This is a genomic window from Kribbella sp. NPDC058693, from assembly GCF_042715335.1.
Classification (GTDB): domain Bacteria; phylum Actinomycetota; class Actinomycetes; order Propionibacteriales; family Kribbellaceae; genus Kribbella; species Kribbella jiaozuonensis.
In genome coordinates, this window is record NZ_JBHXSQ010000002.1 from 790,049 (window position 1) to 807,705 (window position 17,657).

The following is a 17,657-nucleotide window of genomic DNA, read 5'->3' on the forward strand; positions in this document are numbered from 1 at the left end:
CTTCGCCGGAATTCCGGATTTGTCGGCGTACCGAACTAGGGTGGTTGGGTGGCTGATCCGTCCTCGTACCGTCCCGCTCCGGGATCGATCCCCGACTCACCCGGCGTCTACCGTTTCAGCGACTCCGCCGGGCGGGTCATCTACGTCGGCAAGGCGAAGAACCTGCGGGCCCGGTTGTCGTCGTACTTCCAGGACCTGGTCAACCTGCACCCGCGGACGCAGGCGATGGTGACGACGGCCTCGAAGGTCGAGTGGACCGTGGTCGCCAGCGAGGTCGAATCGCTGCAGCTGGAGTACTCCTGGATCAAGGAGTACGACCCGCGTTTCAACGTGAAGTACCGCGACGACAAGTCGTACCCGTGGCTCGCCATCACCCTCAACGAGGACTACCCGCGGGTGATGGTCGGCCGCGGCCAGAAGAAGAAGGGCGTGAAGTACTTCGGTCCGTACAGCCACGCCTGGGCGATCCGCGAGACCGTCGACCTGCTGCTCCGGGTGTTCCCGATGCGTTCGTGCAGCAAGGGCGTCTTCAACCGGCACCGCCAGATCGGCCGGCCCTGCCTGCTCGGGTACATCGGCAAGTGCTCCGCACCCTGCACCGGCCAGGTGACGCAGGAGGAGCACCGCCAGATCGTCGACGACTTCGCCGCGTTCCTTTCCGGTCAGACCGCGACGTACGTGCGCCGGCTGGAGAAGGAGATGAAGGCCGCGGCGGCCGAGCTGGAGTACGAGCGGGCCGCGAAGATCCGCGACGACCTGGCCGCGCTGGAGAAGGCGCTGGCCAAGAACGCGGTGGTTCTAGGCGACGGCACCGACACCGACGTGATCGCGTTGAGCGAGGATCCGCTCGAGGTCGCCGTGCAGATCTTCTACGTCCGCGGCGGCCGGATCCGCGGTGAGCGCGGCTGGATCGCCGACAAGGCGGACGGGACGGCGACGACCGGCGATCTCGTCTCGCGATTCATCCAGCAGATGTACGCCGACGACTCGGTCGACGCGATCCCGCGGGAGATCCTGGTCCCGACGATGCCCGAGGACGCCGACGCGCTGACCGAGTGGCTCGAGGGGATCCGCGCTGCGCGGGTGTCGATCCGTGTCCCGCAGCGCGGCGACAAGAAGGCGCTGATGGAGACCGTCGAGCGGAACGCGCTGCAGACGCTGACCATGCACAAGACCAAGCGGGCCAGCGATCTGACCACCCGCAACCAGGCGCTCGAGGAGATCCAGGCCGGGCTCGACCTGCCCGAGGCGCCGCTGCGACTGGAGTGCTACGACGTCTCGAACCTGCAGGGCACCGAGGTGGTCGCCTCGATGGTCGTCTTCGAGGACGGCCTGCCCCGCAAGAGCGAGTACCGCCGGTTCGTGATCAAGGGCGTCGACGGGCAGAACGACGTCGCCTCGATCGCCGAGGTCCTCACCCGCCGCTTCAAGCGCCTCCTCGACGAGCGCGCGGCCCTGGCAGAGGACGACGACCCGTCGGCGGCCCTCATCGATCCCGAGACCGGCCGGGCGAAGAAGTTCTCCTACGCGCCGGGGCTCGTCGTGGTCGACGGCGGTCCGCCCCAGGTCGCGGCAGCCCGCCAGGCGCTGGACGAGCTCGGCCTGGGCGATATCCCCATCTGCGGTCTGGCCAAGCGGCTCGAGGAGGTCTGGCTCCCCGACGAAGAGGACCCGGTCATCTTCTCCCGTACGTCGGAAGGCCTCTACCTGCTGCAGCGCCTGCGCGACGAGGCGCACCGGTTCGCGATCACGCACCACCGCAGCCGCCGGTCGAAGTCGATGGTCGAGAGCACGCTCGACGAGGTCCCGGGGCTGGGCGAGGTGCGGCGGAAGACCTTGCTCCGGCACTTCGGGTCGCTGAAGAAGTTGCGCGCGGCGACGATCGACGAGGTCGCGGATCTCCCCGGTTTCGGGCCGCGGCTCGCCGAGTCCGTCGTACTGGCGGTTAACGCTGCCGCAACGAAGGCGGAAACCGGCCGGGCACCGTCGGTCAACACGGCCACGGGCGAGATACTGGGCGACGACATCCCGGCGCCGGCCGGGGCGCCTGACGGGGACCCAGGGAGAACTGAGAACTGATGGACGACACGGGCGGCAACCTCATCATCGTGTCCGGCATGTCCGGCGCGGGACGAAGCTCCGTCGCCGACGTACTGGAAGACCTCGGCTGGTTCGTCGTGGACAACCTCCCGCCGATGTTCCTCACCACGCTCGTCGAGCAGGTCATCGGCACCGGTGCGGCGCCGCGGCTCGCGGTCGTGGTCGACGTCCGGACCGGCCTGTTCTTCGAGGAACTGAGTTCGGCCATCCACGACCTGCGGCTGAAGGGGTACCGCCCGCTGACGCTGTTCCTGGAGGCCTCCGACGACGTGATCGTGCGCCGGCAGGAGAGCGTCCGCAGGCCGCATCCGCTGCAGGGCGAGGGCAGGCTGCTGGACGGCATCCAGCGCGAGCGCGAGCTGCTCGGCGACATCCGGGCCGGCGCGGATCTGGTCATCGACACCTCGAGCCTGAACATCCACCAGCTCGCCGCGAAGATCGTGAACGCGTTCGGCGACGAGGAGAACGCCGAGCTCCGGGCGACCGTGGTGTCGTTCGGGTTCAAGTACGGCATCCCGGTGGACGCGGACGTGGTCGCCGACATGCGCTTCATCCCGAACCCGTACTGGCAGCCGGATCTGCGCCCGATGACCGGGCAGGACAAGCCTGTGTCAGACTTCGTGCTCGGCCATCCGCTGGCCCAGCAGTTCCTGCAGAACTACGTGGACGTGCTGGACACCCTGCGGACCGGCTACCTGAACGAGGGCAAGCGCTTCGTCACCGTCGCGATCGGCTGCACCGGGGGAAAGCACCGCAGCGTCGCAATGGCCGAGGAGATCGCCCGCAGGCTGCGTGAGAAGGGGTCACCGACGTTGGTCGTCCATCGGGATCTGGGGCGTGAGTGACGCGATCTCCTAAGGTCGTAGCACTGGGTGGGGGACACGGCTTGGCCGCCTCTCTTTCCGCACTTCGCCACGTCACCGACCAGTTGACCGCGGTCGTAACTGTTGCCGACAACGGCGGCTCGTCCGGGCGGTTGCGCCAGGAGCTCGGCGTACTGCCTCCGGGTGATCTGCGGATGGCGCTGGCCGCGTTGTGCCGCGACGACGAGTGGGGCCGCACGTGGGCCGACGTACTGCAGCACCGCTTCCGCAGCAACGGTGAGCTGCACGACCATGCCGTCGGCAACCTGTTGATCGTCGCGTTGTGGGAGCTGCTCGGCGAAGCGGTCGACGGGCTCGACTGGGTCGCGCGGTTGCTCGGTGCACAAGGTCGGGTGCTGCCGATGTCCGCCGTACCGCTGGACATCACCGCGCGGGTGCTCGGGCTCGATCCTGCGCATCCCGAGGCGATCACCGAGATCCGTGGTCAGGCCGAGGTGGCGACGACCGAGGGACACGTGGTCGACGTCGCGCTCGATCCGGCCGACCCGCCTGCCTGCCCCGAGGCGCTCGTCGCTATCGCCGAGGCTGACTGGGTCGTGGTCGGCCCGGGCTCGTGGTTCACGTCCGTCATCCCGAACCTGCTGGTCCCCGAGCTGTCCCGCGCCCTCGAGCAGACCGGCGCTCGCCGACTGCTCACACTGAACCTGGGGGAGCAGAAGGGCGAGACCGACGGCTTCTCACCCGAGACGCACCTCGAGGTCCTGGCCGCACACGCCCCGGACCTGCGCATCGACGTCGTCCTCGCCGATACCGGTCACGTGCCCGACCCCGAGTCACTCCGCCGTACTGCGGAATCCCTCGGGGCCGAGCTGGTGATCGCCGATATCGCCGACGACGTACGGGATCTTCACCACGCTCCGGACAAGCTGGCGAAGGTCTACCGGGAGATCTTCGCGTAGCTTCAGTCGAAATCGGCGTCGATGGACTTCTTCTGGGCGTAGACCTGCTTGCCCTGCGCGTCGTACCCCCGGATCAGGACGGTCTTGATGCCCGAGTTCCCGCCGGTCAGGCCCCAGATGTAGTAGCCGTTCGAGATCAGCGCGCGGGTCGGGCCGGTCGGCAGGTCGACGACGAGCTGGGCGACGCCCTCCGGCACCATCCCGAACACACCTTTGTCCGCGAACTTCCCGTCGGCCTGCACCGCCGCCCGGGAGTAGTCGTACGGGCCCTTGGCTGTTGCCGTCAGCATGTGACACCACGCGTAGACCCGTTTGTCCGGCGACACCAGGACGGCCGTGAGCTTGTTCCCGGTCCCGGTCTTCAGCGCGACCTGCCAGTCCTTCGTCACGGGGCCGGCTGCCTTGATCACGCCGTCGTCGGTGTTCACCCCGCCCTGACCCAGGTCCTTGAAGTAGATGTCGTCGACGCCGCGGCACCGCGTGGTGATCTGGTCGTCGGTCAGCGGACTGACCGGCGGCGGGGGAGCGAGCGGCTTCCCGGTCTCCGGGTCCTTGGTGAGTACGACGACCGGCGTGATCGGCGTTGCGGTCTCCACCGTCACCGACGGATCGACCGTCCGCGCCGGAGCCGTGAACGGCTTGGGCGTCTGGTCGTACACCTTCTTGCCGTTGGCGTCGAAGCCCCGGATCCGGTTCAGGATGATGAGCTTGCTGTGCTTGCCTGGATGCCCGAGCGTCGCGTAGCCGTCCGCTCCGACCAGGGCCTCGCGAGGACTGCTCTCCCCGGCGATGTCCAGCAGCACGCGGGCCACGCCAGGCACCGGAACGCGGAATCCGTCCTGCGGGGTCAAGGGATTCCGGTACTGGTTCCGGGCCGCGAAGTTCGCCGGGCTGGTGCGCGAGATGCTGTCCGGCCTGGTCGGACTGGTCATGGTGCACGTCGACACGATCGATCGGTCCGGCGAGAGAAGCAGGGTGTTCAGCACGGACTGATCGCCGCTCTTGACGAGGACCGTCCATCGGTCGTTGATCGGACCTGCCGCGTCGGCGGTCCGGTGCTCGGCCTGGGCACGGCGTGCGAAGGCCTGGTCGTACCGCCCGCAACGGGTCAGTACCTCGGCATCGGACAACGGGCTGACCGGCGGTGCCGGTACGACCGTCCTGCCGGTCTCGTTGTCGACGATGCGGCCGGTCTTCACGTCGACCGTGATGGTCTGGCCCGGCGGCGTACCGGCCGGTCCCTGGCTCATCGGGCGGGTCGCGGACCAGGTGGCGATACCGCCGATGATCGCGGCCGTGGTGAGGACCGCGGTAGCCGCCGTCGCGATCCGGGTTCGGCGGACCGACCGCCGGGCGCGGACCAGCAGGTCGTCGACGTCGGTGTGCAGCGGCCGGTCGGTGTCGTCGGCGGCGGTCGCCAATAGGTGTTCGATGTCGTTGTTCACCGGGCGCTCCTTTCGGTCTGGTCGAGAAGCTCGCGGAGGCGGGTGAGGGCACGGGAGGTCTGGCTCTTCACGCCGCCGACGCCGATACCGAGGACGGCGGCGGTCTGTTCGAGGCTGAGGTCGCCGTAATGCCGCAGTACGACGCAGGCCCGCTGGCTCGGCGGGAGTGCGGCCAGGGCCTCGACGACGAGCATCCGGTCGTCGACGGTGCGCACCGGATCGGCGAGTACGTCGGTGAGGTCCTCGTCGGTGTCGACGAACCGCTCGCGTCGCCACGGTTTGCGGGACTGGTCGAACACCGAGGTGACCAGACACTGATGGGCGTAGCTGTTGAGGCCCTGCGTGCGGTCGATCCGGTTCCAGCGGCGATAGACCTTGACCAGTGCGTCCTGCGCGGCGTCCTCGGCGCGGTGCCAGTCGCCGCACATCAGGTACGCCGTACGTCGCAGCCGCCGGATCATCGCTGCGGCGAACTCGGTGAACTCGGCTTCATCCGATGCCTTCATGCGCCTCCTCTCACAATGTCGCCGAGGTAACGCGATCAGGCAGTCGGAAGGTTGCAGCGGCCGTAACCGCGCGGGCCGACAGGCGTTGGTGGTCCAAGGGTCTTTGACATGGGTGGGAGGATGGCCTTCATGGCGATGACAGCACAGGTGAAGTCCGAGCTGACCAGTATTCAGGTGACGAAACCGTGTTGCCGCAAGGCCGAGGTCTCGTCGATCCTGCGGTTCGCGGGCGGGCTGCACCTGGTGTCCGGACGGATCGTCGTGGAGGCCGAGCTGGACAGCGGCGCCGCGGCCCGGCGGCTGCGCAAGGACATCGCCGAGATCTTCGGGCACCCGTCGGACGTGGTGGTGATCTCCCCGTCCGGCATCCGCAAGCAGACGAAGTACGTCGTCCGCGTGGTCCGCGACGGTGACGCGCTGGCGCGGCAGACCGGGCTGGTCGACAACCGTGGCCGGCCGGTGCGCGGTCTTCCGCCGGCGGTCGTGTCGGGTGCTTCGTGTGACGCCGTTGCGGCTTGGCGCGGTGCGTTCCTCGCGCACGGCTCGCTGACCGAGCCCGGCCGTTCGTCGTCGCTCGAGGTGACCTGCCCCGGCCCGGAGGCGGCGCTGGCGCTGGTCGGTGCGGCCCGACGGCTCGGCATCGGTTCGAAGGCCCGCGAGGTGCGGAACGTCGACCGCGTGGTGATCCGCGACGGTGACGCGATCGGCGCACTGCTGACCCGGCTCGGCGCGCACGAGTCCGTGCTCGCGTGGGAGGAGCGCCGGATGCGGCGCGAGGTCCGCGCGACCGCGAACCGGCTGGCGAACTTCGACGACGCCAACCTGCGCCGGTCCGCCCGCGCTGCGGTGGCGGCGGGCGCGCGGGTCGAGCGCGCGCTGGAGATCCTCGGCGACGACGTACCGGACCATCTGCAGGTCGCGGGCAAGCTCCGCCTCGAGCACAAGCAGGCCAGCCTCGAAGAGCTCGGCCAGCTGCACGAGCCGGCCCTCACCAAGGACGCCGTGGCCGGCCGCATCCGCCGCCTGCTCGCGATGGCCGACAAGCGCGCCGCCGACCTGGGCGTCCCCAACACCGAGGCCAACCTGACCCCGGAGATGCTCGACCCGGCCTGATCTTTACGTCACCAGCTGGTCAACTGGTATTCAACACACTGCCCCGGAAGGTTTCCGGGGCAGTTGTGCGTCAGGGTGGTCTGCTCGGGAGGCTACCCGCGGGTCATGGTGGTCTGATGTGGACGCTACCAGTTGGCCAGGTGGGCTGTTGGGCTAATGTTCGGGCTGTAGGGCAGTGCTCGAACGCCAGATCTGAGGAGACGCAGTCCCGTGACCGTACGCGTAGGTATCAACGGCTTCGGCCGGATCGGCCGTAACTTCTTCCGCGCCGTGCAGGCGTCCGGTGCCGACATCGAGGTCGTCGCCGTCAACGACTTGACCGACAACCAGACCCTCGCTCACCTGCTGAAGTACGACTCGATCCTGGGCCGCTTCCCCGGCGAGGTCTCCGCGACCGACGACGACATCACCGTCAGCGGCAAGAGCTTCAAGGCGTTCGCCGAGCGCGACCCGGCCAACCTGAAGTGGTCCGACGTCGGCGCCGACGTGGTGATCGAGTCGACCGGCTTCTTCACCGACGCCACCAAGGCCAAGACCCACGCCGACAACGGCGCCAAGAAGGTCATCATCTCCGCTCCGGCGAAGAACGAGGACCTGACCGTCGTGATGGGCGTGAACCACGAGCTGTACGACGCCGAGAAGCACACCGTGATCTCGAACGCGTCCTGCACCACGAACTGCATCGCCCCGCTGGCCAAGGTTCTGAACGACGCGTTCACGATCGAGAAGGGTCTGATGACCACGATCCACGCGTACACCCAGGACCAGAACCTGCAGGACGGCCCGCACAAGGACCTGCGCCGCGCCCGCGCCGCCGCGCTGAACATCGTGCCGACCTCGACCGGCGCCGCGAAGGCGATCGGCCTGGTGCTGCCGGAGCTCAAGGGCAAGCTGGACGGCTACGCGCTGCGCGTCCCGGTGCCGACCGGCTCGGCCACCGACCTGACCGTCACCGTCGGCCGTGAGGTCACCGTCGACGAGGTCAAGGAGGCCTACAAGGCCGCCGCGGCCGAGGGCTCGCTGAAGGGGTACCTGACCTACACCGAGGACGAGATCGTCTCCACCGACATCGTCACCGACCCGGCCTCCTGCATCTTCGACGCCGGCCTGACCAAGGTGATCGGCAACCAGGTCAAGGTCGTCGGCTGGTACGACAACGAGTGGGGCTACTCCAACCGCCTCGTCGACCTGGTCAAGCACGTCGGCGCCTCGCTCTGACGTCTGCCCACTTGCCTGCGTCCGGAGACCTCTTCGGACGCAGGCTCGTTCACTTGAGGGATGAACCTGTGAAGACCATCGAAGACCTGGGCGACCTGGCGGGCCAGCGGGTGCTGGTCCGGTCGGACCTGAACGTGCCGATCAAGGACGAGGTGATCGGCGACGACGGCCGCATCCGCGCCTCGCTGCCGACGCTGATCAAGCTGGCCAAGGCCGGCGCGAAGGTGATCGTCACCGCGCACCTCGGCCGTCCGAAGGGCGAGCCGAACCCGGCGTACACGCTGGCCCCGGTGGCCAAGCGGCTCGAGGAGCTCATGCAGCCCGAGGGCATCACCGTGCACTTCGCGACCGACGTCACCGGCGAGAGCGCGCAGGAGGCCGTCCAGGAGCTGGACGAGGGCGAGGTCCTGCTGCTCGAGAACGTGCGGTACGACCCGCGCGAGGAGAGCAAGGACGAGGCCCAGCGCGGCGAGCTGGCCGATGAGCTCGCAGCCCTGGCCGACGTTTTCGTCAGCGACGGCTTCGGCGTCGTGCACCGCAAGCAGGCCAGCGTGTACGACGTCGCCCGCAAGCTCCCGCACGCGGCCGGCAGGCTCGTGCTCGCCGAGGTCGAGGTGCTGAAGAAGCTGACCGAGGACCCGGCCCGTCCGTACGTCGTCGTGCTCGGCGGCGCGAAGGTGTCGGACAAGCTCGCGGTGATCGACAACCTGCTGGCGAAGGCCGACAAGCTGCTGATCGGCGGCGGCATGGTCTTCACGTTCCTGAAGGCGCAGGGCCACGAGGTCGGCAAGAGCCTGCTCGAGGAAGACCAGCTGGACGTCGTCCGCGGGTACCTGAAGGAGGCCGGCGACAAGATCGTGCTGCCGACCGACATCGTGGTCGCGCCCGAGTTCAAGGCCGACTCGCCGGCCACCGTGGTCGCGGCCGACGCGATCCCGGCCGACCAGCTCGGCCTCGACATCGGCCCGGACTCCGGTAAGGCGTTCGCCGCCGAGATCGCCGGCGCGAAGACAGTGTTCTGGAACGGCCCGATGGGTGTCTTCGAGATGGCGCCGTTCGCCGGCGGAACGAAGGCCGTCGCGCAGGCGTTGACCGAGGTGGACGGGCTGAGCGTCGTCGGTGGCGGTGACTCCGCGGCCGCCGTACGGCAGCTAGGCTTCGCCGACGAGCAGTTCGGGCACATCTCCACCGGTGGTGGGGCGTCGCTCGAATACCTGGAGGGCAAGGAGCTCCCGGGGCTCGCCGTACTGGAAGAGGACTGACCCACATGGCTGACACCACAGCTGCCCGGACGCCGTTGATGGCGGGCAACTGGAAGATGAACCTCAACCACGTCGAGGCCGTGCACCTGCTGCAGAAGCTGTCGTGGACGCTGCAGGACAAGAAGCACGACTTCGAGCGGGTCGAGGTGGCCGTGCTGCCGCCGTTCACCGACATCCGCAGCGTGCAGACGCTGGTCGACGGCGACCGGATGAAGATCAAGTACGGCGCCCAGGACGTGTCGACGCACGACGCCGGCGCGTACACCGGCGAGATCTCCGCGGCGATGCTGAGCAAGCTGGGTTGCACGTACGTGCTGACCGGCCACTCCGAGCGCCGGCAGTACCACAACGAGTCCGACGAGTTGGTCAACGCGAAGACCGCCAAGGCGCTCGAGGCCGGGCTGATCCCGATCGTGTGTGTCGGCGAGGGCCTGGAGGTCCGCAAGGCCGACGGGCACGTCGACCACTGCCTCGGTCAGGTCGACGCCGCACTCGCCGGTCTGAAGCAGGACGACGTCCGCAAGCTCGTCATCGCGTACGAGCCGGTCTGGGCGATCGGCACCGGCGAGGTGGCGACGCCGGAGGACGCGCAGGAGGTCATCGCCGCGATCCGTGGCCGGCTGGAGGAGTCGATCTCACCCTCGGTCGCCGACTCGGTACGGATTCTTTACGGTGGATCGGTGAAGATGGCCAGTGCAGGTGGCATCATGGCCCAACCGGATGTCGACGGCTGCCTGGTCGGAGGTGCGAGCCTTCAGGTGGACGAGTTCGCCGGCATCTGCCGTTACCTGGACCTTCAGTTAGGCTACTCCTCGTGATTCTCGCTTTCTCGATCGTTGTGATCGTCTGCAGCCTGTTCCTCACGCTGCTCGTACTGCTGCACAAAGGCCGCGGTGGCGGCCTCTCGGACCTGTTCGGTGGCGGTGTGTCGTCCAGCCTGGGCGGCTCGTCGGTCGCGGAGCGGAACCTGGACCGGATCACGATCGGTGTCGGTCTGATCTGGTTCGCCAGCATCGTCGCGGTCGGCCTGCTCTACAAGCTCGGCTGAGGGGTCGGTTCCCGTGGCTGGTGGTGGCAGTGCGATTCGTGGCAGCCGGGTCGGTGCCGGGCCGATGGGCGAGGCGGAGCGCGGCGACACCGCGCCCCGGCAGCGCATCGTCTTCTTCTGTGCGAACGGGCACGAGACCGCGACCTGGTTCGCGGTCGAGGCGTCGATCCCGGAGGAGTGGGACTGTCCGCGGTGCGGTCTTCCGACCAGCACCGATGTGAACAACCCGCCCCCGCCGCCGAAGATCGAGCCCTACAAGACGCACCTGGCCTATGTGAAGGAGCGCCGCTCCGAGCAGGAGGCCCAGGAGATCCTGGACGAGGCGCTCGAGAAGCTGCGCGCCCGTCGTGCTCGCGGCGAGGTCATCTTCTAAGACGTACTGCGTTCAGCCCGGACCGACGCATCGGTCCGGGCTGTGGCGTTGTGTGAGTGGATCGATGCACCGCGCTAAGGTCTGCGGCATGACGTCGATCGCGCCGCTGCGCTGGACCCCGCCGCCCGCTCCGCCGGTGCGGCACCCGAAGAACGTCGACGTGGACGTGGTCGCGCTGCCCGGCGCCGGTCCCGAGGACACGCTGATCGACGACGACGGCAGCGTCCTCACCGGCCTGTACGACGGCCGCATCCTGCGCGTCAGCGCGGACGGCAAGACCATCAGCACCCTCGCCGACACCGGCGGCCGGCCGCTCGGCCTCGAATGGCTGCCCGACGGCAAGGTGCTGATCTGCGACGCGAACCGCGGCCTGCTGACGCTCGACAAGGACAACCGGATCGCGACCCTGCTGGCCGAGATCGACGGCCGCCCGATGCGGTTCTGCAACAACGCGGACGTCACCGAGGACGGCACGATCTACTTCACCGACTCCTCGACCCGGTTCGGCATCGACGAGTGGATGGCCGATCTGCTGGAGCATTCCTCGACCGGCAGCGTGTACCGCCGTACGCCGGACGGCGAGCTGACCCGCCTGGCGACCGGCCGCGCCTTCCCGAACGGCGTGGCGCTCAGCAGCGATCGCCAGAGTCTCTTCTGGGCCGAGACGGCGACGTACGGCCTGTACAAGCTGGACCTGACGACCGAGGGCGCCGAGCCCGTGCAGATCGCGGCGATCCCGGGCCTGCCGGACAACATCGCACGCGGGTCGGACGGGCTGATCTGGGTCGCGGTCGGTTCGCCGCGCAACGCCGTACTCGACTTCCTGTTGCCGAAGCCGCCGGTGCTGCGCAAGATCGTCTGGGCGCTCCCGGACGCGTTGAAGCCGAAGGCCGCGGACATCATCGAGATCCAGGCGTACGACGAGACCGGCGCGCTGGTCCACGACCTGCGCGCGAAGCACCCCGGCTTCCACATGCCGACCGGGGTCCGCGAGCGCGACGGGAAGGTCTGGCTCGGCAGCATCGGCACCAGCTCGCTGGCCACGTTCCCGACGCCTTAGTGTGGCGGTCATGCGTTTCGGGATTGCGATCCTGCCGGAGTACCGCTGGCAGGACGCCGCACGGCGGTGGCGGCAGGCGGAAGAGTACGGGTTCGACCACGCGTGGATCTACGACCACCTGACCTGGAGCGGTCTCCAGGACTCACCGTGGTACGGGACGACGCCGACCCTGACGGCGGCCGCGACGGTCACCTCGACGATGAAGCTCGGGACGTTCGTGACGTCGCCGAACTTCCGGCATCCGTTGGCGCTGACCCGCGACATCCTCGCGATCGACGACGTCTCCGACGGCCGCTTCGTCTGCGGGATCGGCGCCGGCGGCAGCCTGGACGCGACCATCCAGGGCGGCCCGGACCTCAGTCCGCGGCAGCGGCAGGACCGGTACGAGGAGTTCGTGAAGCTGCTGGACACCCTGCTGACGACCGACGGCGTCGACTTCAAGGGCGAGTACTACGAGACGCGCAACGGCCGCACGCTGCCGGGCTGCATCCAGCAACCGCGGGTCCCGTTCGTCCTGGCCGGCAACGGCCCGCGCTCGGTCCGCTTCGCCGCCCAGCACGGCGACGGCTGGATGACGACCGGCGGCGACAGAACGAGCCTCGACACCTGGTTCGCCTCCCTCGCCGACCTCAGCCACCGCCTCGACGACCACCTCGAAGGCCGCCACCTCGACCGCTACCTGTCGATGGACAGCGCGCAGTACGCCGTCTCCAGCCCGGCCGCCTTCGAGGAGATCGCGACCCGAGCAGCCGCTCTCGGCTTCACCGACCTCATCACCCACTGGCCGCGGGCAGAGGGCGTCTACGAAGGCTCCGAGGACGTGCTCGAGCAGATCGCGACCGAGGTCATTCCTCGTCTGCGTTAGTCCGGCGGACCCACGCGGGAACGACGTACCAGAAGACGGCGAACAGCAGCAGCACGACGGCGTCCACAATGATCGCGACCGGGCGGGAGAGGACGACGTCCGCGGCGAGCAGGACGCCGCCGGCGATGGCCACGACCAGGAAGAGCATGCCGGCGATGGTCATCCGGTTGGCGATCGGGAGCATCCGGTCGCGGAGCTTCTGCCGGTAGATGATGCGGTGGAACGAGACCGGCGCGAGGAACAGGCCGACGGCCAGCGCGGACGCGATCAGCGTGACGGCGTACACGTCGTGGGTGAAGCTGTCGGCGTCCTGGAAACGGTTCTGGAAGGCGATGCTGAGCAGGAACGCGAACAGGATCTGCGTTCCGGTCTGAGCCAGGCGGAGTTCCTGGAGCAGTTCGTTCCATTGCCGGTCGAGCCGTTCACCGGGGTCCTCGTCCGGTCGGCTGTACGGCGGGCTGTCGGTCACAGTCCTATTAGACCGGGAAAGGCGGAAGGGCCGCACACCATTCGGTGTACGGCCCTTCTACTGGTTCAAGAAAGGGTGATCCGACTGCTCAGATCGCGCGGATGTTCTCCGCCTGCAGCCCCTTCTGGCCCTGGGTGATCTCGAACTCGACCCGCTGGTTCTCGTCCAGCGAGCGGAAGCCCGACATCTGGATGGCCGAGTAGTGCGCGAACACGTCCGCGCCACCGTCATCCGGGGTGATGAAGCCGAAGCCCTTGTCAGCGTTGAACCACTTGACAGTACCGACAGCCATTTGTCTATCTCCTCGATGGCTTATAACAATCCGTGAACCACACCTCATGGATCACGCGTCGCCGAAAGGCCCCAGACGACAGACCGGCCATGCAGCACAGCAAAGTCAGGGAGTCCAAAACTGCAACGGCATAACTGTAGCCGTTCTGCGGCCTGATGGTAGGGGTGACCACAAACACGTGTCGCTGATTGTCAGGGGCCGTTACGCTACGTGGTCGGTCCTGTGCGGGGTTCCCGGAGCCGCTCCAGAACCCGAAATCCCGCGCCGACCTGCTGGTTCGCAGCGGGCGACGGGTGCGGGACGATGGCAACGAAGGACAATTGCCCGGCACGCCGGGTAGCGGGCGCATTTTTCTGATCGTTCGTCCCGGCGTGTCGCGCGGGCATGTGCAGTACTGCGAGGAGGAGGCGACCGTGATCGTGACAGTGACCCGGAGCGGGGGCTTCGCCGGGCTGACCAAGCACGGCGAGTTGGACACCAGCGGTGAACCCGACGCCGCCGAGCTCGAGGACGCGGTCCGCGCGCTCGGCGCCAAGGACCTCGGCTCCGGCCGGCCGCAGCCGGACCGGTACGTGTACCGGCTGGCGGTGCGTGACGCCCAGGACGAGGACGCCACGCAGCACACCGTGGCCGAGCAGGACGTGGACGCCACCACTGCTTGGCTGCTCGACCGGATCCTCAGCAGCTAGCGCCAGTCGATCTCCGGCGCCCGGTAGAAGTTGACCCCGAGCACCTCCCAGCGCGGACCCTGCTCGGCCAGCCGGTCGCGGTACGCCGTCCAGTCGAGCGCGGACTCCTGCGACCAGCCGAGCTCGGCGATGCCCGGCAACCGCGGGAACACCAGGTACTCGATCTTGCTCACGTCGTCGACGGTCTCTGTCCACAGCGGCGCCTCGACGCCGATGATCGCGCTCGCCGGCACACCTGGGACCAGCGTGGCCGGGTTCCAGCTGTACGACTGCTCCACGCTGACCAGTCCGGCCCAGTCGAGGCCGACCGGCGTCTGAGCGTCGTACTTCATGTCGAGGTATGCCCGGTTGGCGGGGGAGAGCACCAGCGTCGCGCCCTGCTCGACCGCCTTCTGCGCGAGCACCTGGGCCTTGGGGTCCTCGGTGCCCCAGTACTGCACGACGGTGTCGGCCGGCAGCGGCCCGTCGGCGATCTCGTGCCACCCCATCACCCGCTTGCCGTTCTTGACGACCAGCTCGGTCGCCTTGGCCACGAACGTCAGGTAGTCGGTGTGCTCGGTCGAGTGCGCCTCGTCGCCGCCGAGGTGCAGGAGCTCGCCGGGTGTCTGCTCGGCCACCTCGCGGAACACGTCGTCCAGGAACGCGTACGTGACGTCCTTGTCGATCGCGAACGAGCTGAAGCCCACCTCGGTCTCGGTGTAGAGCTCCGGCGCCTGGTCGCCCTTGTTCAGTTCGGCGTACGACGCCAGCGCGGCGTTCGTGTGGCCGGGTGTGTCGATCTCCGGGACGACGGTCATGTAGTGCTCAGCGGCGTATTGGACGAGGTCGGCGTACTCCGCCTCGCTGTACGAGCCGCCTTCGCCGCCGCCGACCTGCAGGCTGCCCCCGTGCGCGGTGAGGTTCGGCCAGGAGTCCACCTGGATCCGCCAACCCTGGTCGTCGGACAGGTGCAGGTGCAGCCGGTTGATCTTGTAGAGCGAGAGCAGGTCGATGACGCGCTTGACCTGGTCGACGGTGAAGAAGTGCCGGGAGACGTCAAGCATCATCCCGCGGTACTCGTACCGCGGGGAGTCGGAGATCGTCGTACCGGCGATCTCCCACGGGCCGTCCTGCTGGCTGTCGGCCTCGGCCTTGGCGGGCAGGAGTTGGCGGAGCGTGGTGACGCCGCGGAACAGGCCCTCGGCGGTGGCTGCAGTGATCGTGACGCCGGACGCGTAGGCGCGGAGTTCGTAGCCTTCGGCACCCAACGACTCCGGGCCGTTGACGGACAGCGTGATCGTGCCGGCCCCGTCCTGCACCGGCAGGTCGTATCCGGTGGAGCGCCGGAGCTGCGCCGCGAACCGGTCAGCGGTCAGCTGGGCAGAGGAATCGTCGAGGCCGATCGTGGCGTCGGCCGCCAGCAGGAACGTCTCATCGGCCAGCGCCTGCTGGGCCGTGGGCTGCGGAATCATGATCGAAAGTGTTGGCGTCCCCACATTATTCGTCAAGTCCCTTCAAAACTTCTTGGCAAGAGCCGTCGCCTGCGCCAGATAGCCCCCGCCGAACAGCACCACGTGGACCAGCAACGGGTGCAGCTGATGCAGCCCGATCCGATCCCGCCAGCCGTCCGCGAGGGGATGGACCTCGTCGTACGCCCGCAGCACCCGCTCGAGCTTCGGCAACCCGAAGAGGCCAAGCATCGCGAGGTCGGTCTCCCGGTGTCCGCCATGCGCGGCCGGGTCGATCAGATGTACTCCGTCCGCCGTCCACAGCACATTGCCCGACCACAGGTCGCCGTGGATCCGCGACGGTACGTCGGACGCATCGTCGTACACGCCTGCCTCCAGCCGACCGCAGAGCCGCTCGAAGACCTCCAGGTGGATGCCCGCAGCCCGCAGATACGGCCGCAGCCGCAGGTTGGCGTAGAACTCGCCCCACGACTTCACCGGCTCGGCTGCGTGCGGCAACGCGATCGTGCCGATGTAGCCGTCGCCGTCCCACCCATCCGGCGGTACGCCGTAGTGCCGCGCTCCGGCGTCGTGGGTGACGACCAGCCGCCGACCGAAGTCCTCGGCCAAGGCATCGGTCGGCGGGGTGGGCTGCAGCATCGTCGTCGTCAGCTGGGTGGGGGAGACGTCAAGCGGCTCGGCTACTCGGGCACCCTCCGGCACGGCGAGCCAGCGCAGACCTGCTGCTTCGACGGCGAAGAAGTCTGGTGGCGCGTCAGGCCAGCTCTTCACAAACCCTGCGGTCATGGTCGGACTCTTCCATCAACGGCCGGCGGCGGGCCAGCCACGGCTCGCACAGCATCACGAGCGCTGCGATGGCGGTCAGCAGCCCACCGGCGAGCGCGACACTGCGGACCGTCGTGTGGTCGATCAGCGCGCCGCCGACGAACGCGCCGGCGGCGATGCCGACGTTGAACGCCGAGCTGGCTCCGGCCGACGCGATGTCGGTGCTGCCGGGAGCGATCTGCAGCGTCCGGCTCTGCACCGCGACCGCGAGCCCGCTGAACGACAGCCCGATCAGCGCGATCAGCGCGACCGTCGCCACCTTCAGCTCTCCGAGAGCGAACACCCCGATCAACCCGACGGTCAGGACCCCGTACGGGACGACGACCGTACCCCACGGATACCGATCGAGCACGCGGCCGGCGATGAGCGTGCCGGCGAACCCGCCCGCACCGCTGGCCAGCAGCATCGGACCGAGCGCGTCGGTCGAGAAGCCGGTGATGTCCAGCAGGAACGGCGTGACGTAGGTGTTGAACGTCAGGAAGCCGGTGACTCCGATCGAGGCGGCGACGAGCAGTATGACGTACCCGCGGAGGTCCGGGGCGCTGCCGCGACGCGACGGACTGTCCTGGACCTCGGTGCGCGGCAGCAGCGTCACGATCCCGATGCAGGCAACCGCGCCGAGCACTGCCATCACGACGAACGGGACCCGCCAGCCGGCCTGCTCGCCGAGCCACGTGCCGAACGGGATCCCGAGGATCGGCGCCAACGCCGTCCCGATCGCGAGTCGCGCGACCACCCGGCCGCGGAGCTCCGGCGGGAACAGGCTGGTCGCGATCGGCGGCGCGATCGACCAGAACAGCGCCTGCGAGATCGCGATCACCAGCCGCCCACCGAACAGCACCTCGTACGTCGGGGCCGCGGCCGAGAGCGCGGTCGCAACAGTGAGGACGGCGAGCGTGCCGCCGAGCACCAGCCGGCGGGGGAGATGGGTGGTCAGCCGGGCCAGTGGGATGGAGGCGAGCACGACGACGGCGGCGTACCCGGTGACGAGGAGACCGATCTGGGAGCGCGACCGGCCGAGATCGTCGGCCATCACGGTCAGCAGCCCGATCGGCAGCACCTCGATGGTGACGAAGGAGAACGTCGAGACGCCGAGGAACACCAGCGCGGCGGTGGCTCGGCGGGACGAGAGGGGCATGAGGTCACCTGATCCCGGTAAAA

The 17,657-nt window shown here is 68.5% G+C and carries 19 protein-coding genes; 12 read left to right on the forward strand and 7 right to left on the reverse strand.

Annotation, left to right across the window (positions count from 1 at the left end; all coding sequences use genetic code 11):
* Positions 1 to 48: 48 nt before the first annotated feature.
* Genes uvrC through yvcK form a run of 3 tightly spaced genes read left to right on the forward strand, consistent with a single transcriptional unit; the run spans position 49 to position 3,883 of the window.
* Positions 49 to 2,079: an excinuclease ABC subunit UvrC gene (gene uvrC / locus ACFWUU_RS13390; RefSeq protein ID WP_380175454.1), complete on the forward strand. Its 2,031-nt coding sequence runs from the start codon at positions 49 to 51 to the stop codon at positions 2,077 to 2,079.
* The gene (gene rapZ / locus ACFWUU_RS13395) at positions 2,079 to 2,945 is read left to right on the forward strand and encodes an RNase adapter RapZ (RefSeq protein WP_134115870.1); all 867 of its coding nucleotides are present in this window, start codon (positions 2,079 to 2,081) and stop codon (positions 2,943 to 2,945) included. The genes uvrC and rapZ overlap by 1 nt, the downstream gene beginning before the upstream one ends.
* Complete coding sequence (yvcK, locus tag ACFWUU_RS13400; RefSeq protein WP_137256846.1) at positions 2,942 to 3,883, forward strand: uridine diphosphate-N-acetylglucosamine-binding protein YvcK; 942 nt, start codon at positions 2,942 to 2,944, stop codon at positions 3,881 to 3,883. Before rapZ ends, yvcK begins: the two co-directional genes overlap by 4 nt.
* Positions 3,884 to 3,885: 2 nt before the next feature.
* Here yvcK and ACFWUU_RS13405 read toward each other — a convergent pair whose 3' ends face one another.
* Together ACFWUU_RS13405 and ACFWUU_RS13410 are read right to left on the reverse strand one after the other, a co-directional pair.
* The gene (locus tag ACFWUU_RS13405) at positions 3,886 to 5,328 is read right to left on the reverse strand and encodes a hypothetical protein (protein WP_380175456.1); all 1,443 of its coding nucleotides are present in this window, start codon (positions 5,326 to 5,328) and stop codon (positions 3,886 to 3,888) included.
* A complete protein-coding gene (locus ACFWUU_RS13410; protein WP_137256844.1) occupies positions 5,325 to 5,834 on the reverse strand; it encodes a SigE family RNA polymerase sigma factor in 510 nt (169 codons plus the stop codon). The genes ACFWUU_RS13405 and ACFWUU_RS13410 overlap by 4 nt, the downstream gene beginning before the upstream one ends.
* Before the next feature lie 129 nt (positions 5,835 to 5,963).
* On the opposite strand from ACFWUU_RS13410, the gene whiA reads away from it, so the two are divergent.
* From whiA to ACFWUU_RS13450, 8 genes are all read left to right on the forward strand, one after another.
* Positions 5,964 to 6,947, forward strand: coding sequence for a DNA-binding protein WhiA (whiA, locus tag ACFWUU_RS13415; protein ID WP_137256843.1), 984 nt, complete (start codon positions 5,964 to 5,966; stop codon positions 6,945 to 6,947).
* Between the two features lie 210 nt (positions 6,948 to 7,157).
* Positions 7,158 to 8,165: a type I glyceraldehyde-3-phosphate dehydrogenase gene (gene gap, locus ACFWUU_RS13420; RefSeq protein ID WP_137256842.1), complete on the forward strand. Its 1,008-nt coding sequence runs from the start codon at positions 7,158 to 7,160 to the stop codon at positions 8,163 to 8,165.
* 68 nt (positions 8,166 to 8,233) lie between these two features.
* Positions 8,234 to 9,427, forward strand: a complete 1,194-nt coding sequence (locus ACFWUU_RS13425; RefSeq protein ID WP_380175458.1) for a phosphoglycerate kinase — start codon at positions 8,234 to 8,236, stop codon at positions 9,425 to 9,427.
* A gap of 5 nt (positions 9,428 to 9,432) precedes the next feature.
* On the forward strand, positions 9,433 to 10,245 hold the full coding sequence (tpiA, locus tag ACFWUU_RS13430) for a triose-phosphate isomerase (protein ID WP_380175460.1): 813 nt from the start codon (positions 9,433 to 9,435) through the stop codon (positions 10,243 to 10,245).
* Positions 10,242 to 10,475 (forward strand): preprotein translocase subunit SecG, encoded by a 234-nt coding sequence (secG, locus tag ACFWUU_RS13435; protein WP_130448352.1) that lies wholly within the window; start codon positions 10,242 to 10,244, stop codon positions 10,473 to 10,475. Before tpiA ends, secG begins: the two co-directional genes overlap by 4 nt.
* A 13-nt stretch (positions 10,476 to 10,488) precedes the next feature.
* Complete coding sequence (locus ACFWUU_RS13440) at positions 10,489 to 10,848, forward strand: RNA polymerase-binding protein RbpA (protein WP_130385522.1); 360 nt, start codon at positions 10,489 to 10,491, stop codon at positions 10,846 to 10,848.
* An 88-nt stretch (positions 10,849 to 10,936) separates the two neighbouring features.
* Positions 10,937 to 11,908 (forward strand): SMP-30/gluconolactonase/LRE family protein, encoded by a 972-nt coding sequence (locus ACFWUU_RS13445; RefSeq protein WP_380175462.1) that lies wholly within the window; start codon positions 10,937 to 10,939, stop codon positions 11,906 to 11,908.
* A gap of 10 nt (positions 11,909 to 11,918) precedes the next feature.
* A complete protein-coding gene (locus tag ACFWUU_RS13450) occupies positions 11,919 to 12,773 on the forward strand; it encodes an LLM class flavin-dependent oxidoreductase (RefSeq protein ID WP_380175464.1) in 855 nt (284 codons plus the stop codon).
* Here the strand turns inward: ACFWUU_RS13450 and ACFWUU_RS13455 are convergent.
* Together ACFWUU_RS13455 and ACFWUU_RS13460 are read right to left on the reverse strand one after the other, a co-directional pair.
* The gene (locus ACFWUU_RS13455) at positions 12,754 to 13,242 is read right to left on the reverse strand and encodes a DUF6328 family protein (protein ID WP_137256837.1); all 489 of its coding nucleotides are present in this window, start codon (positions 13,240 to 13,242) and stop codon (positions 12,754 to 12,756) included. The two genes, ACFWUU_RS13450 and ACFWUU_RS13455, sit on opposite strands and share 20 nt — an antisense overlap.
* Positions 13,243 to 13,330: 88 nt before the next feature.
* The gene (locus ACFWUU_RS13460) at positions 13,331 to 13,534 is read right to left on the reverse strand and encodes a cold-shock protein (RefSeq protein WP_134100749.1); all 204 of its coding nucleotides are present in this window, start codon (positions 13,532 to 13,534) and stop codon (positions 13,331 to 13,333) included.
* Positions 13,535 to 13,947: 413 nt separating this feature from the next.
* Here ACFWUU_RS13460 and ACFWUU_RS13465 point away from each other — a divergent pair, with 413 nt between their 5' ends.
* The gene (locus tag ACFWUU_RS13465; RefSeq protein WP_380175466.1) at positions 13,948 to 14,223 is read left to right on the forward strand and encodes a protealysin inhibitor emfourin; all 276 of its coding nucleotides are present in this window, start codon (positions 13,948 to 13,950) and stop codon (positions 14,221 to 14,223) included.
* Here ACFWUU_RS13465 and ACFWUU_RS13470 read toward each other — a convergent pair.
* The 3 genes from ACFWUU_RS13470 to ACFWUU_RS13480 are packed head-to-tail and all read right to left on the reverse strand — an operon-like array spanning position 14,220 to position 17,634.
* Complete coding sequence (locus ACFWUU_RS13470; RefSeq protein WP_380175468.1) at positions 14,220 to 15,674, reverse strand: beta-N-acetylhexosaminidase; 1,455 nt, start codon at positions 15,672 to 15,674, stop codon at positions 14,220 to 14,222. The two genes, ACFWUU_RS13465 and ACFWUU_RS13470, sit on opposite strands and share 4 nt — an antisense overlap.
* Positions 15,675 to 15,716: 42 nt before the next feature.
* On the reverse strand, positions 15,717 to 16,457 hold the full coding sequence (locus tag ACFWUU_RS13475; protein ID WP_380175470.1) for a fructosamine kinase family protein: 741 nt from the start codon (positions 16,455 to 16,457) through the stop codon (positions 15,717 to 15,719).
* Complete coding sequence (locus ACFWUU_RS13480) at positions 16,426 to 17,634, reverse strand: MFS transporter (RefSeq protein WP_380175472.1); 1,209 nt, start codon at positions 17,632 to 17,634, stop codon at positions 16,426 to 16,428. Before ACFWUU_RS13480 ends, ACFWUU_RS13475 begins: the two co-directional genes overlap by 32 nt.
* Positions 17,635 to 17,657 lie beyond the last annotated feature (23 nt).

Bases quoted from the DNA above. Each gene is read 5' to 3' on its own strand.
- rapZ (WP_134115870.1), top strand. From the start codon at position 2,079: ATGGACGACACGGGCGGCAACCTCATCATCGTGTCCGGCATGTCCGGC.
- ACFWUU_RS13410 (WP_137256844.1), bottom strand. From the start codon at position 5,834: ATGAAGGCATCGGATGAAGCCGAGTTCACCGAGTTCGCCGCAGCGATG.
- whiA (WP_137256843.1), top strand. From the start codon at position 5,964: ATGGCGATGACAGCACAGGTGAAGTCCGAGCTGACCAGTATTCAGGTG.
- tpiA (WP_380175460.1), top strand. From the start codon at position 9,433: ATGGCTGACACCACAGCTGCCCGGACGCCGTTGATGGCGGGCAACTGG.
- ACFWUU_RS13445 (WP_380175462.1), top strand. From the start codon at position 10,937: ATGACGTCGATCGCGCCGCTGCGCTGGACCCCGCCGCCCGCTCCGCCG.
- ACFWUU_RS13450 (WP_380175464.1), top strand. From the start codon at position 11,919: ATGCGTTTCGGGATTGCGATCCTGCCGGAGTACCGCTGGCAGGACGCC.
- ACFWUU_RS13460 (WP_134100749.1), bottom strand. From the start codon at position 13,534: ATGGCTGTCGGTACTGTCAAGTGGTTCAACGCTGACAAGGGCTTCGGC.
- ACFWUU_RS13470 (WP_380175468.1), bottom strand. From the start codon at position 15,674: ATGATTCCGCAGCCCACGGCCCAGCAGGCGCTGGCCGATGAGACGTTC.
- ACFWUU_RS13475 (WP_380175470.1), bottom strand. From the start codon at position 16,457: ATGACCGCAGGGTTTGTGAAGAGCTGGCCTGACGCGCCACCAGACTTC.
- ACFWUU_RS13480 (WP_380175472.1), bottom strand. From the start codon at position 17,634: ATGCCCCTCTCGTCCCGCCGAGCCACCGCCGCGCTGGTGTTCCTCGGC.